Origin of the sequence: Kitasatospora sp. NRRL B-11411 (assembly GCF_000721345.1) — a bacterium.
GTDB classification, from domain to species: Bacteria; Actinomycetota; Actinomycetes; order Streptomycetales; family Streptomycetaceae; genus Kitasatospora; species Kitasatospora cineracea.
The window spans coordinates 1-11,975 of record NZ_JOGH01000158.1 but is presented as its reverse complement, the minus strand read 5'-3'; the positions used below and the strand labels follow the sequence as shown (position 1 = coordinate 11,975).

Annotated in this window: 14 protein-coding genes; 12 read left to right on the top strand and 2 right to left on the bottom strand. The window is 75.3% G+C overall.

The annotated features are described in order from the left end of the window. Positions 1-155 precede the first annotated feature (155 nt). Complete coding sequence (locus IH44_RS0136405) at positions 156-764, bottom strand: TetR/AcrR family transcriptional regulator (protein ID WP_030464117.1); 609 nt, start codon at positions 762-764, stop codon at positions 156-158. Positions 765-930: 166 nt separating this feature from the next. On the opposite strand from IH44_RS0136405, the gene IH44_RS0136400 reads away from it, so the two are divergent. Continuing rightward, on the top strand, positions 931-2,160 hold the full coding sequence (locus tag IH44_RS0136400; protein ID WP_030464116.1) for an MFS transporter: 1,230 nt from the start codon (positions 931-933) through the stop codon (positions 2,158-2,160). 27 nt (positions 2,161-2,187) lie between these two features. On the opposite strand, the gene IH44_RS0136395 is transcribed toward IH44_RS0136400, so the two are convergent. Next, on the bottom strand, positions 2,188-2,604 hold the full coding sequence (locus IH44_RS0136395; RefSeq protein ID WP_030464115.1) for a DUF4440 domain-containing protein: 417 nt from the start codon (positions 2,602-2,604) through the stop codon (positions 2,188-2,190). Positions 2,605-2,749: 145 nt separating this feature from the next. Here IH44_RS0136395 and IH44_RS0136390 point away from each other — a divergent pair, with 145 nt between their 5' ends. The 11 genes from IH44_RS0136390 to paaE all read left to right on the top strand — a co-directional run bounded on the left by IH44_RS0136390 (position 2,750) and on the right by paaE (position 11,910). Beyond that, entirely contained in the window at positions 2,750-3,118 is a 369-nt protein-coding gene (locus tag IH44_RS0136390; RefSeq protein ID WP_030464114.1) for a VOC family protein, read from the top strand. A gap of 213 nt (positions 3,119-3,331) precedes the next feature. Further along, the gene (locus IH44_RS0136385) at positions 3,332-3,946 is read left to right on the top strand and encodes an RNA polymerase sigma factor (protein ID WP_081967341.1); all 615 of its coding nucleotides are present in this window, start codon (positions 3,332-3,334) and stop codon (positions 3,944-3,946) included. Beyond that, the gene (locus IH44_RS0136380) at positions 3,943-4,263 is read left to right on the top strand and encodes a hypothetical protein (RefSeq protein ID WP_030464112.1); all 321 of its coding nucleotides are present in this window, start codon (positions 3,943-3,945) and stop codon (positions 4,261-4,263) included. Before IH44_RS0136385 ends, IH44_RS0136380 begins: the two co-directional genes overlap by 4 nt. 283 nt (positions 4,264-4,546) lie before the next feature. Next, positions 4,547-5,584 carry a terpene synthase family protein gene (locus IH44_RS0136375; RefSeq protein ID WP_030464111.1) on the top strand — a complete coding sequence of 346 codons (1,038 nt, stop codon included), beginning with the start codon at positions 4,547-4,549 and terminating at the stop codon, positions 5,582-5,584. 183 nt (positions 5,585-5,767) lie between these two features. Continuing rightward, positions 5,768-6,034, top strand: coding sequence for a GlsB/YeaQ/YmgE family stress response membrane protein (locus tag IH44_RS0136370; protein WP_030464110.1), 267 nt, complete (start codon positions 5,768-5,770; stop codon positions 6,032-6,034). Between the two features lie 489 nt (positions 6,035-6,523). Beyond that, complete coding sequence (locus tag IH44_RS0136365) at positions 6,524-7,885, top strand: M20 family metallopeptidase (RefSeq protein ID WP_198545100.1); 1,362 nt, start codon at positions 6,524-6,526, stop codon at positions 7,883-7,885. Between the two features lie 252 nt (positions 7,886-8,137). Continuing rightward, the gene (paaA, locus tag IH44_RS0136360) at positions 8,138-9,130 is read left to right on the top strand and encodes a 1,2-phenylacetyl-CoA epoxidase subunit PaaA (protein WP_051818048.1); all 993 of its coding nucleotides are present in this window, start codon (positions 8,138-8,140) and stop codon (positions 9,128-9,130) included. Then, positions 9,127-9,420: a 1,2-phenylacetyl-CoA epoxidase subunit PaaB gene (gene paaB / locus IH44_RS0136355; protein WP_030464107.1), complete on the top strand. Its 294-nt coding sequence runs from the start codon at positions 9,127-9,129 to the stop codon at positions 9,418-9,420. Before paaA ends, paaB begins: the two co-directional genes overlap by 4 nt. A gap of 32 nt (positions 9,421-9,452) precedes the next feature. Further along, the gene (paaC, locus tag IH44_RS0136350; RefSeq protein WP_030464106.1) at positions 9,453-10,334 is read left to right on the top strand and encodes a 1,2-phenylacetyl-CoA epoxidase subunit PaaC; all 882 of its coding nucleotides are present in this window, start codon (positions 9,453-9,455) and stop codon (positions 10,332-10,334) included. Further along, positions 10,328-10,834, top strand: coding sequence for a 1,2-phenylacetyl-CoA epoxidase subunit PaaD (gene paaD / locus IH44_RS0136345; RefSeq protein ID WP_030464105.1), 507 nt, complete (start codon positions 10,328-10,330; stop codon positions 10,832-10,834). Before paaC ends, paaD begins: the two co-directional genes overlap by 7 nt. Then, positions 10,834-11,910, top strand: a complete 1,077-nt coding sequence (gene paaE / locus IH44_RS0136340) for a 1,2-phenylacetyl-CoA epoxidase subunit PaaE (RefSeq protein ID WP_030464104.1) — start codon at positions 10,834-10,836, stop codon at positions 11,908-11,910. The genes paaD and paaE overlap by 1 nt, the downstream gene beginning before the upstream one ends. Positions 11,911-11,975: the final 65 nt, after the last annotated feature.

The following is an 11,975-nucleotide window of genomic DNA, read 5'->3' as shown; positions in this document are numbered from 1 at the left end:
CTGCCGCAGAGGTGGGCGTGCGGGGAGGGGGGAGGGTTCCGGCGGCGGGAGGGCGGGGGAAGGGAGGGGCTTCGGCTGTCGCAGAGGTGGAGGTGCGGGGGCTCGGCGGCAGGGGAGAGATAGGGGCATCGGCTGTCGTGTGGGGCCCGGTGGGGTCAGGTGGGGCATCGGCCGGTGTGGTGGTGGAGGAGGTCGTCGACGAGGCGGCGGGTGTCGGCGGGGTCGACGGGGCCGAGGTTGAGGATGACGCGGAAGTAGAGCGGGGCCATCAGGTGGTCGACGGCCTGGGTGAGGGTGGGGGTGGGTTCGCCGCGGTCCTCGGCGCGGGTCAAGATCGTGGCGAGTTGCTGTTCGCGGGCGGCCATCCGGGGGGTGGTGCCGGGGCAGGTCGCGAGTTGGCCGATGGAGTGGCGGAGCAGGGCGCGGGCTTCCGGGGTGGTGACGGCGGCCCGGGTGCGTTCGGCCCACTGGAGCAGGTCGGCGCGGAGGGTGCCGGTGTCCGGCGGGGGGTCGTCGGGGGCCAGCCGGGTGCTGGCGACGTCGGCGAGCAGGCCGTTGAGGTCGCCCCAGCGCCGGTACACGGAGGTGGGGTTGACGCCGGCCCGGGCCGCGACGGCCGGGATCGTGACCTGTTCCGCGCCGTTCTCGGCGATCAGTTCGGTGACGGCCTGGTGCACGGCGGCGCACACCCGGGCGCTGCGTCCGCCGGTGCGGCGGACGGGTTCGGCCGGGTGCGGGGGCGGGGCCGGGGGCTGGCTGTTCACCCTCCCATGCTAAGGCTCCGGGTCCGGGCTCCCGGCGGAAACGCCATGTTAAGGCAAAACGATTGGCTTTAGTGTCGGGTGGTCGCCTAGCATCCACTAAAGCCAACCCTTTCGCCTTAAGGGGCCGTGCTTCCGGGCCCCGACCGCCCTGCCACCGAGGTTCCCGATGCCGAACTCCCGCCGGCTGTCCCGCACTCCGGCCTTCTGGCTGGTCGCGGCGGCCATGCTGCTGCTGACCTTCGCCGCTGCCGCCCCCTCCCCGCTGTACGTCGTCTACCAGGCGGCCTGGGGCTTCTCCTCGGGCACGCTCACGGTGGTCTTCGCCGTCTACGCGGTGTTCCTGCTGCTCGCCCTGACCACCGTCGGCCGGCTGTCCGACTTCCTCGGCCGCAAGCCGCTGCTCTACGGCTCGCTGCTGCTGGAGGCGGCCGCGATGCTGCTGTTCACCGGGGCGGACGGCGTCGGCACGCTGCTCGTGGCCCGCGCCGTCCAGGGCTTCGCCACCGGCGCCGCGACCGGTGCGCTCTCCGCGGCCCTGGTCGACCTGCAGCCGCAGCGCTCCCCGGGGCTCGGCGCGCTGATCAACGGCGCCGCGTCCACGCTCGGCCTGGCGGTGGGGGCCTTCGGCTCCGGCCTGCTGGTGCAGTACGGCCCCGCCCCGCGGGTCCTGGTCTTCGCGCTGCTGGCCGCCGGGTTCCTGCTGGCCGTCGTGGCCCTGTCCCTGATACCCGAGACGGTCGAGCGGCGCCCCGGCGCCCTGCTCGCGCTGGTGCCGCGGGCCCGCGTCCCGCGCGCGGCCCGCCGGGCCTTCGCCGCCGCGTCCCCCGCGCTGATCGCCGTCTGGTCGCTCGGCGGCCTCTACCTCTCGCTCGGCCCCTCGCTCGCCGTCGGCGTGCTGCACCTGCACAACCACCTGGTCGGCGGCCTGGTCGTGACCACCATGACCGCGGGCGGCACGCTCGGCTCGCTGCTGCTGCGCGGCCGCCCCGCCCGTACGGCCCTCCGGGCGGGGACGGTCGCGCTGGCCCTCGGCGTGCTCGGCACCCTGGCCGCGCTGGAGGCCCGCGACACGCCGCTGTTCTTCGTCATGACCGCGGTGGCCGGGCTCGGCTTCGGCGCGACCTTCCTCGGCGCGCTCTCCGGCATCGCCCCGCTGGCCGCCCCGGCGGAACGCGCCGAACTGTTCGCGGCCGTGTACGTCCTCAGCTACCTCGCCTTCAGCGCCCCCGCGGTGGCCGCCGGGTTCGCCGCCCCGCACCTGGGCCTGCTCCCCACCACCACCCTCTACGGCGCCGCCGTCGCCTGCCTCGCCCTGCTGGCCCTCGCCATGACGGCCGTGACGGCCGTGACGGGGACGGCCCGCGCGGCGAAGGCCCCGTCGGGGGCGGTGCGGTGAGGCCGGGCGCCCGGGTCCGCGGGGCGGTTACGGTTCGTCGTGCCAGGAGAAGGCGGTGATCCGCCAGCCGTCCGGGGTGCGGGCGAACTGGAAGGTCTTGGTGCCGCCCCCCTCGTACGGTTCGCCGTTCAGCAGGCCGGACTTGCGGTAGGTGCCGATCCGGCAGGCCACGCCGTCGGCGATCTCGGTGCGCTCGTCGACCTCCCACTCGTGGAAGTCGGTCAACCGCCCGTCGGAGAGCAGCAGTTCGCGCGGGCCGATGAACTCCTCGACGCCGTACGCGGCGTACCGGGGCGCCGTCACCACGATCACCCCGCCGGGCAGCATCAGCCGCCGCAGCCGGCCCACGTCGGCGGGGCCGCCGTGCCGGTTGTCGAAGGCGCCGAAGAACTCGGCGGTCAGCCGGTCGAGTTCGGCCTTGGCGGTGGAGAGGCTCTCGGGCATGATCCGCACCGTAACACCGCGCCCCCGCCGGGCGGGAGGGTGCCGAGGGTGTCGAGGGGGCCGGTCGCCGGGCCCGGTCGCCGAGTGCGGCGACAGGAGGGAATCGGGTTGCCACTCCTTACTCCGGCAGTCGAGAATCCCCCGCATGACTTCTGTGATCAAGCACGTGACCATCGACAGCCTCGACCCCTACCGCCTCGCCTCCTTCTGGTCGGAGGTGCTGGGGCAGCCGCTGCACGAGGAGGACTTCCCCGGTGACCCGCAGGCGCTGATCGAGGCCGCGGGGCTGCTGTTCGTGACCGTGCCGGAGGAGAAGGCGGGCAAGAACCGGATCCACTTCGACCTCCAGCCGCAGGGGCGGACCCGGGACGAGGAGGTCGAGCGGCTGGTCGGGCTGGGCGCGACCCGGGTGGCCGACCAGCGGCGGCCGGACGGGACGGGCTGGGTGGTGCTCGCGGACATCGAGGGCAACGAGTTCTGCGTGGAGCGGAGCCGGGCGGAGATCGACGGCTGACGCCCCGTCGGGGGAGGGGAGCGGGCGCGGCCGGAACAGGGGTGAATCCTTTCCGGCGGGCCGGGGCTCTTATGGGCGATCCCGTCGGGCGGACCGCGCCGGACGGGGCGAGTCCCGAGGAGGCCATGATGGTCGCGGTTCTGGTCGGTGCCGGTGCGGGCGCAGTGCTGCTGTGCAGTTGCCTGCTGGTGCTCAAGCGGAGGCGGGGGAGCCGTGGTTGAGACCCGCTGGCCCGGCGCGGAGGTGGTCGCGGCGGCCCGCGACGGGGACCGCGACTCGCTCGCGGTGCTGGTCGCGGGGGCGGACCCGCACGTGCGGCGCTTCGCGTACACGCTGTGCCCCGGCCCCGAGGACGCCGAGGACGCCGCGCAGGAGGCGCTGATCGTGCTGTACCGGCGGATCGGCATGCTGCGGGCCACCGGCGCGCTCGCGTCCTGGCTGTTCCGGATCGTCCGCAACGAGTGCCTGCGGCGGGCCCGCGCCCTGCGGCCCGCGGCGGCCGCCGTCGAACCCCCGGCGGGGACGGCGGACTCCGCCGAGCAGGAGGCGCTGCGGCGGCTCGACACCGAACGGGTCGCCGCCGCGATCGCCGCCCTCCCCGCCGACCAGCGCCGGGTGCTGATCATGCGCGACCTGCAGGGCCTCGGCGGCCGGGCCGTCGCCGAGGCGCTCGGGCTGAGCCCGGCCGCGATGAAGTCCCGGCTGCACCGGGCCCGGGCCGCCGTCCGGGCCGAACTCGGTGGAAGCGCCGGAGAGTTCGAGCGCGGCACCGGCCAGGCCGGGCGGAGGTTCGGCGGCCCGGCCGTCCGGCGCGGCGGTGTCCGGTGAGCGGGCGGGACGGGGGCGCCGGGGGTGCGGGGCGTGCCGGGGTCGGGCGGGACGGTTACGCGAGTGCGACCCTGCCGCGCCATCTGCTGCGCGGCGCGGTCGGGTTCGGGGCGGTGGCGGCCGGGTTCGGACTGCTGCCGGTGTTCGGGCCGGTCGTGCTGCTCGCCGTGCCGGTCGGGCTGGTGGCGCTGCGGGGCTGTCCGCTGTGCTGGACGGTCGGGCTGTTCCAACTGCTCTCCCGGGGGCGGCTGCGGCGGACCTGCCGGGACGGCCGGTGCACCCTGGAACGGGTGCCCCGGGGGCGGGTCGCGGGCTGATCGTCGGATGAGCGGTGGTATCCGCCGGGCGGGGGAACGGCCGACGGTTCTGCGGAGCCCGGGCCCGGTGTTCCAGCAGACTCGTCCCGTCGGCGGCCGGTCCGTCCTGGTGGACGGTTGACGCGTGCCCCGGCGGGAAGTTGACGCGCGCCCCGGTCGCTCGGCCGGTGCGTGCGCTCCGGCGGCCCGCCGGCCCGGGCGCGTCCGCGGCGGCCCGCCCCGTTCGCGCCCGGCGATCCCGGACGCGGCGACCACGCACCCGAGCGGACCGGAGGATCCCGCCATGAGCCGAGCCACCGCGCAGCGCCTCCCGGCCGGACAACCGGGCGGACAGCCCGCCGGACCGTCCGGCGGGCCGCTCGCCGGCCTGCTCGACCGGATCCCCGTTCCGGCGCCGCACCCGCACGCCGACGCGCTGCGCGAGGAACTCGCGCACTGGCTGGCCGGCACCGGCCTGCTCGACCACGAGGGCACCGAACGCCTGCTGGAACAGGGCCACTTGGACCTGGCCTCGCGCTGCTGGGGCGACCTCCCGGCCGGGCCCGGGCTGCGGACCGCCACCCAGTGGCTGCTGCTCGGCTGGATCCTCGACGACCACTTCGACCGGCACTGGCTCGGCGACCCGTCCGACGAGGCCGACCGCACCGTCCGCGAACTCGCCGCGCTGCTCGCCCCGGAACTCGCCCCCGACGCCGTCGCGCCCGCCCCGCGGACCGCCCTGGCCCGGGCCTTCCGCACCCTCTGGCAGGACAGCGTAGCCCTCACCGGACCGGCCTGGCGGGCCCGGCAGACCGCCGACTTCCGCTGCTACCTGGAGAGTTCGCTGGACTTCCTGCGGCTGCGCGGCGCCACCCCCACCGTGCCGCAGTACCTCTCGCACCGCGAGCGGGGCGGCGCCACCCGCTGCGCGGCCGGCACGGTCGAGCTCGCGCACCGCCTCGACCTGCCCGAGCAGTTCCACCACCACCCCCAACTCGTCGACCTGCGCAGCCGGTTCGACCACCTGGTCGGCTGGGCCAACGACCTCTGCTCGTACCGGGCCGAGACCGCCACCGGCCACGGCAACAACCTGCTGTGCGCGCTGGAGGTGCACGAGCGGCTGCCGCAGGCCGCCGCGGCCGCCCAGGTCGCCGCGCTCTGCGGGGCTGAGCTCACCACCCTGGAGTTCCTGGCCGAGGGCATCGCCCGCGGCTCGCACTGGCCGCCCCAGGTGCGCTGCTACGTGCGGGCGCTGGTCCGCTTCGCGCACGCGCTGCTGCACTGGATGGCGACCACCGTCCGCTACCGCCCCGAGGCGGTGCCGCTGCCCCGGGCCCGCTGAGCCGCGGAGCGTCCCGGCCCGGTGGCACGGTCCGGTGGCACGGCTCGGTGAGCCGCGGAGTGCCACGGCCCGGTGGCACGGCCCGTCGCGCCGGTGGCCGGAACCGGGTGGGTGGAGACGAGCGTCACCCCCGGTGAGCGGGCACGGGAGGTTGCCCGCCGTGACGGAGGGCAGGAGAAGGCCATGGGAATCGTCAGCTGGATCATCCTCGGGCTCCTCGCCGGAGCCATCGCGAAGCTCCTGCTGCCCGGAAAGGACCCGGGCGGCATCATCGTCACCACCCTGATCGGCATCGCCGGCTCCTTCATCGGCGGGTGGCTGTCCTCGAAGATCCTGCACAAGTCGGTGAACGTGAGCTTCTTCGACCTGCCGACCTGGATCGCCGCGATCGCGGGCGCACTCGTCCTGCTGATCGCCTACCGGCTGGTGTTCGGCAAGTCCCGCGACTGACCGGGCCGTTCACGGCCCGCCCGGAGCCCCTGCCCCCGCTCGGCGCGGCGGCGGGGGCTCCGGCGCGCCCGGCCGCGGACGCCCCGACTGGTACCAAAGGCTGATTCACGGTCACCCATCGGGCGGGGTTCGCTCGATCGTGGGCGATTCGCGCTGCCGAACCTCCCCCGGGGGTCCAAGGTAGGAGCAGGACGCACCCGGACCCGCCGCGGCGCGCTGAGCGGCAGGCCACCTCGCAGGGAGGCGAACCAATCTTCTAGGCTCGCTCATCGGCCCCCTGTTACGGTGCCCGCCCGTGCCGAGGAACAGAAGACCGATGTCCCCGCGCCCCGGGCCGAGCCGGAGCCGTGGACCGAGCGAGGAGGACGCAGTGTTGCCCAGCCCCAGGTCGTACCGTACGCCGCGACCGAGCCCGACCCCGGGCAGGAGCCGTTGGACGCCCGCCCCGCCGATACCGCCGAGTGCCCCGCGACCCGCCGGAGGTGAACGGTGAGTCCGCATACCGTGGCCCCCGAGCCGCATCCCACCGGGACGTCCGCCGCGGTGACCGCCGGAGCCCCCGCCGCAGCGGCCGCGGACACCGCCGAACCACCCGCCACAGCGGCCGCGGACACCTCCGCCGCCACCGCAGCGGCGCCCCCCGCCGCCGAACTGCCCGCCGCCGCACCGGCGGTGACCCCGACCGCCGCCCTGCCCGGCCTGCCGCGCACCCTCACCAGCCGGGCCCGCACCCTCACCGCGGCCGTCCGCAAGCGCTGCGCCGACCTGGCCCGGATCGAATCCCCCTCCGGTGACGCCCCCCGGCTCGACGCCCTCGCCGAAGAGCTCGCCGCCGGCTACGCCGCGACCGGGGCCACCGCCGTCCGGCACCCCTGCGAGCACGGCGACCACCTCGTCCTCGACTGGCCCGGACAGCAGGAGGACCTCCCGCACCTGCTGGTGGTCGGCCACCACGACACCGTCTGGCCGGTCGGCACCCTCGCCGACTGGCCGGTCGAGGAGCGCGACGGGCGGCTCAGCGGCCCCGGCATCCTCGACATGAAGGGCGGACTCGCCCTACTGGAAGGCGCGTTCGCGCTGCTCGCCGACCTCGGACAGCGCCCGCACCGCCCGGTCCGGATGGTGATCGTCTCGGACGAGGAGATCGGCAGCCCCGACGGCCGGGGCCTGGTCGAGCGCCACCTGCGCGGCGCCGCCGCCGTCCTCGGCCTCGAACCCGGCCACCCCGACGGCCGGCTGAAGACCGCCCGCCGCGGCTCCACCCGGGTCCGGCTCACCGTCACCGGGCGCGAGGCCCACGCCGGCCTCGACGCCGCCGACGGCCTCTCCGCGATCGACGAACTGGTCGACCAGCTGATCGCCGTCCGCGGCCTGGCCCGCCAGCCCGGCACCGAGCTCAACACCGGCCGGATCGACGGCGGCACCCGCGCCAACGTCATCGCCGGCCACGCCGAGGCCGAACTCGGCCTGCGCTTCGCCACCACCGAGGCCCAGCGCCGCACCCTCGACACCCTCGCCCACCTCACCGCGACCCGCCCCGGCGCGGACGTCCGCACCGAGGTGCTCTCCAGCCGCCCCGCCTGGCCCGAGCGCTCCGGCAACCTGCTGCTGCGCCACGTCCGCTCGCTGGCCGCCGCCCTCGGCCAGCACCTCGACGGCGCCCCCGCCGGCGGGGCGGGCGACACCAACCTGGCCGGCGCGCGGGGCCTGCCCACCCTGGACGGCCTCGGTGCGGTCGGCGCCGGTCCGCACGCCCGCCACGAACACCTCCGGGTCGACCAACTCGGCCCGCGGATCGCCCTGCTGGCCGCGCTGCTGGCGGTGCCGCTGCCGCGCCTGCGCGAGCGCTGAGGACCGGCCGGAGGCGGCGGCCGACCGCACCAGGGGCCCGGGGGCACGTCCCCCGGGCCCCGGTCGTCGGCCGCCGCCTCCGGCTGTCTCCACGATCACCGGGCCGGCTGCTCCCGATCGCGGGGCCTGCTGGGCCCGATCACCGGGTCGGCTGTTTTCGATCACAGGGTCTGCCGCTCCCGATCACCGTGCCTGCTGTGCCCGATCACCGGGCCCCGACCTCCTTGCCACCGCCCGGTCCCTGTGTACAGAATGGAACCGACCGAACGGTCAGTCGGGAGGTGGGCGGTGGAGGCCAGCACGGAGGCGCAGTCGCGGTTCGAGGCGGTGGTCGCCGCGGACGCGCGGGTGGAGCCGCGCGACTGGATGCCGGAGGCGTACCGGGCGACGCTGGTGCGGCAGATCGCGCAGCACGCCCACTCGGAGATCATCGGCATGCAGCCGGAGGGCAACTGGCTGACCCGGGCGCCCTCGCTGCGGCGCAAGGCGATCCTGCTCGCCAAGGCGCAGGACGAGGCCGGGCACGGGCTGTACCTGTACGCGGCGGCCGAGACCCTCGGGGTGGACCGCGCGGAACTGACCGAGAAGCTGATCGACGGGCGGCAGAAGTACTCGTCGATCTTCAACTACCCGACGCTGACCTTCGCCGACGTCGGCGTGATCGGCTGGCTGGTGGACGGCGCGGCGATCTGCAACCAGGTGCCGCTGTGCCGGTGCAGCTACGGGCCGTACGCCCGGGCGATGGTGCGGATCTGCAAGGAGGAGTCCTTCCACCAGCGGCAGGGCTACGAACTGCTGATGACGCTGATGGCCGGCACCGAAGCGCAGCGCGCCATGGTGCAGGACGCGGTGGACCGCTGGTGGTGGCCGTCGCTGATGATGTTCGGCCCGCCGGACGGGGCCTCGCCCAACAGCGAGCGCTCGATGGCCTGGCGGATCAAGCGGCACAGCAACGACGAACTGCGCCAGCGCTTCGTCGACATGACCGTCCCGCAGGCCGAGCACCTGGGCGTGGTGCTGCCCGACCCGGCGCTCGCCTGGAACGAGGAGCGCGGCAGCTGGGACTTCGGCGAGCCGGACTGGTCGGAGCTCCAGCAGGTGATCAAGGGCGGCGGCCCGTGCAACGCGCAGCGGATCGAGCGGCGGCGGGCGGCCCACGAGGACGGCGCCTGGGTGCGCGAGGCGGCCTCGGCGTACGCGGCCAAGCAGGCCGGACGAGCGGCGCGGAAGGAGAACGAGGGATGAACGGGGAGCGGGCCTCCTGGCCGCTGTACGAGGTGTTCGTGCGGCCCCGGCGCGGGCTGAACCACGTGCACGTGGGGTCGCTGCACGCGGCGGACGACAAGATGGCGCTGCTCGCGGCGCGCGACCTGTACACCCGGCGCAACGAGGGGGTGAGCCTGTGGGTGGTCCGCTCGGACGCGATCACCGCGTCCAGCCCGGACGAGCAGGACCCGTTCTTCGCGCCGAGCGGCGACAAGGTGTACCGGCACCCGACGTTCTACCCGATCCCCGAGGACGTCCCGCACATCTGACGCACCGTCAACGAACTGGCAGGGAAGGCGACATGACCGACGAACACGTGTACCTCTCGCTGGCCGAGGCGGGCCCGGAGCCGGACGGCGAGGCCCGCTGGGCGTACGGCACGGGGTTCGCCGATCCGCTGCTGGGGGTGGACGCCGCGCCGCCGGCCGGGATCGACCCGGCCGACCTCGCCGCGTACTGCCTGATGCTGGGCGACGACGCGCTGGTGCTCTCCCAGCGGCTGATCCAATGGATCACCCGGGCGCCGGAGTTGGAGGAGGAGGTGGCGCTCGCCAACCTCGGCCTCGACCTGCTCGGCCAGGCCCGCCGACTGCTCACCCGGGCCGGACAGCTCGACGGCAGCGGCCGCGGCGAGGACCAACTCGCCTACTGGCGCGAGGACTTCGACTACCGCAACGTGCGGCTGGTGGAGCTGGAGAACGGCGACTTCGCGCAGTGCGTGGTGCGGCTGCTGCTGTTCGCCACCGCCCGGGAGGAGCTGTACCGGCGGCTGGCCCACCACGCCGACCCGGTGCTGGCGGCCGTCGCGGCGCTAGGCGTCAAGGAGTTGGCGTACCACCGGGAGTACGCGAGCTCCTGGACGGTGCGGCTCGGCGACGGCACCGAGCAGTCGCACCGGCGGATGCTCGCCGCGCTGGAGGCGCTGTGGCCGTGGCTGGAGGAGCTGTTCACCCCGCACGAGGTCGAACTGCGGCTCGGCGTCGACCCGTCCGAGCTGCGCGCGCCCGTATTCGCCTCCCTGGAACGGGTGTTGGCCGAGGCGACGCTGCCCGTCCCCGAGACCGCGGGCCGGGCGTACGTGGACGGGCGGGCCGGGCGGCACGGGGTGCACACCGAGGCGCTGGGGCCGCTGCTCGCGGAGCTGCAGGTGGTGGCCCGGGCGCACCCGGGGGCGACGTGGTGAGCACCGTGCTGGAGCGGGCCCGGGAGGTCGCCGCCGCCGTGCCCGACCCCGAACTGCCCATGCTGACCCTGGCCGACCTGGGCGTGCTGGCCGACGTCGAGGAGGCCGACGGGGCGGTCACCGCCTGGCTGACGCCCACCTACTCGGGCTGCCCGGCCATCGCCGAGATGGCCGCCGACGTGTCCCGCCGGCTGCGGGCCGCCGGGTTCGACCGGGTCGAGGTGCGGCTGCGGATCGACCCGCCCTGGTCCAGCGACCGGATCAGCGCCGAGGGCCGCCGCAAGCTCGCCGCGGCCGGCATCGCCCCGCCCGCTCCCGGCGGGATGCGGCAGTCCGGCGGGTTGCTGCAACTCGGCCCCACCCGGCGACTGGTGACCGCCTGCCCGCAGTGCGGGTCCCAGGACACCGAGGAGCTCTCCCGGTTCGGCTCCACCGCCTGCAAGTCGCTGTGGCGGTGCCGCAGTTGCCGCGAACCCTTCGACCGGATCAAGGAGATCTGATGGCCGTCCGCCGCCCGCGGTTCCACCCGCTGCCGATCGGCACCCTGGAACGGCTCTGCGAGGACGCCGTCGCGGTCACCTTCGACGTCCCCGCCGACCTGGCCGAGGAGTACGCCTTCCGCCCCGGCCAGAGCCTGACCCTGCGCCGGATCGTCGACGGCGCCGACGAGCGCCGCTCCTACTCGCTCTGCTCCCCGGTCGGCGGACCGCTGCGGATCGCGGTGCGCGAAGTGCCCGGCGGGCTGTTCTCGCACTGGCTGGTCGGCGAGGCGAAGACCGGCGAGACCGTCGACGTGCTGCCCCCCTCCGGGGCGTTCACCGCCGACCCGGCCGTGCCCGGCGCGCACGTGCTGCTCGCGGCCGGCTCCGGCATCACCCCGATGCTCTCCATCGCGGGCTCCGTCCTGGCCGGCCACCCCGACTCCACCGTCACCCTGCTGTACGGCAACCGGCGCAGCGACACGGTGATGTTCGCCGACGAGCTGGCCGACCTCAAGGACCGCTACCTGGAACGCTTCCAGCTCGTCCACGTGCTCTCCCGGGAGACCCGCGACGCCGAACTGCTCAGCGGCCGCCTCGACCCCGAGCGGGTCGCCGCCCTGCTGACCGCCCTGGTCGACACCCCCGCCGTCGACCACTGGTGGCTGTGCGGCCCCTACGCGATGGTCACCGGCGCCAAGCAGCTGCTGGCCGAACTCGGCGTCCCCGCCGGGCGGGTGCACCAGGAGCTGTTCCACGCGGACGACGACGAGGACGGCATCGTCGAGCAGCGGCACCCCGAACCGGAACCGGACGCCGCCGCCAGCGAGGTCACCCTCGTCCTCGACGGCCGCGCCAGCACCCTGGCCCTGCCGCGCGACCGGGCCATCCTCGACGGCGCCCAACGGGCCCGCCCCGACCTGCCGTTCGCCTGCAAGGGCGGCGTCTGCGGCACCTGCCGGGCCCTGGTCTGCGAGGGCAAGGTCGAGATGCGGCGCAACTTCGCCCTCGAGGAGGCCGAACTGGCAGCCGGCTACGTCCTCACCTGCCAGGCCCGGCCGGTCTCCGACCGGGTGACGGTGGACTACGACCGGTAGGCGGCGGATCGCTTCCGGGAGCCGGTGGGCTGCTTCCGGGAGGCGGGAGGCGGGGGACGGGAGGC

What these genes read in the sequence shown, in the direction of transcription:
- paaE (WP_030464104.1), top strand. Translation starts at nt 10,834, where the DNA reads ATGGCCGTCCGCCGCCCGCGGTTCCACCCGCTGCCGATCGGCACCCTG.
- paaA (WP_051818048.1), top strand. Translation starts at nt 8,138, where the DNA reads ATGGAACCGACCGAACGGTCAGTCGGGAGGTGGGCGGTGGAGGCCAGC.
- IH44_RS0136375 (WP_030464111.1), top strand. Translation starts at nt 4,547, where the DNA reads ATGAGCCGAGCCACCGCGCAGCGCCTCCCGGCCGGACAACCGGGCGGA.
- IH44_RS0136390 (WP_030464114.1), top strand. Translation starts at nt 2,750, where the DNA reads ATGACTTCTGTGATCAAGCACGTGACCATCGACAGCCTCGACCCCTAC.
- IH44_RS0136400 (WP_030464116.1), top strand. Translation starts at nt 931, where the DNA reads ATGCCGAACTCCCGCCGGCTGTCCCGCACTCCGGCCTTCTGGCTGGTC.
- paaC (WP_030464106.1), top strand. Translation starts at nt 9,453, where the DNA reads ATGACCGACGAACACGTGTACCTCTCGCTGGCCGAGGCGGGCCCGGAG.
- IH44_RS0136395 (WP_030464115.1), bottom strand. Translation starts at nt 2,604, where the DNA reads ATGCCCGAGAGCCTCTCCACCGCCAAGGCCGAACTCGACCGGCTGACC.
- paaB (WP_030464107.1), top strand. Translation starts at nt 9,127, where the DNA reads ATGAACGGGGAGCGGGCCTCCTGGCCGCTGTACGAGGTGTTCGTGCGG.
- IH44_RS0136370 (WP_030464110.1), top strand. Translation starts at nt 5,768, where the DNA reads ATGGGAATCGTCAGCTGGATCATCCTCGGGCTCCTCGCCGGAGCCATC.